This window comes from Acidovorax sp. SRB_24 (assembly GCF_012931925.1).
In genome coordinates this window covers 1-449 of record NZ_MWOM01000248.1, presented here as the reverse complement: position 1 = coordinate 449, position 449 = coordinate 1, and the positions used below count along the sequence as shown (strand labels likewise).

Sequence of the window (449 nt, the reverse complement as noted above, 5' to 3'; positions counted from 1 at the left end):
CTGGTGGGCAAGCACACGGTGATGGTCGCCAACCTCGCGCCGCGCAAGATGAAGTTCGGCATCAGCGAAGGCATGGTGCTGGCGGCCAGCCACGGCGACGACAAGGCCCACCCCGGCCTCTACGTGCTCGAACCCCTGCCCGGTGCACAGCCGGGCATGCGCGTGCGCTGAGCGCCACGCGGCGGCCGCGGCGCCACGCACCGCCCCGCCAGTGCTGGAAGCCATGCCTTCCAGCCCTTTTTTCAAGCCAATCGACCTCCAGCGCTTATCCATCAAGCGCTGACAGCTATAAAACCAGGAGCACACCCGGCTCCTGCACTGCGCTGGTCCGCGGCCTTGGCTGCGCCTGTGCGTCACCTGCGCGCCACAACGGTGCCCCGGCCGGTGCCCGGATGGGCTATCTTGCGCGGCAGAGCCCGCTCCAGCGGGCCGCAGGAGGCACAGCATGG

At 69.3% G+C, this 449-nt stretch carries 1 protein-coding gene; it reads left to right on the top strand.

Going from position 1 to position 449, the window contains the following annotated elements; all coding sequences use genetic code 11:
- The coding region (locus B2J89_RS21785; RefSeq protein WP_169170864.1) for a hypothetical protein at positions 1 to 171 on the top strand (171 nt) is incomplete at its 5' end.
- Positions 172 to 449 lie beyond the last annotated feature (278 nt).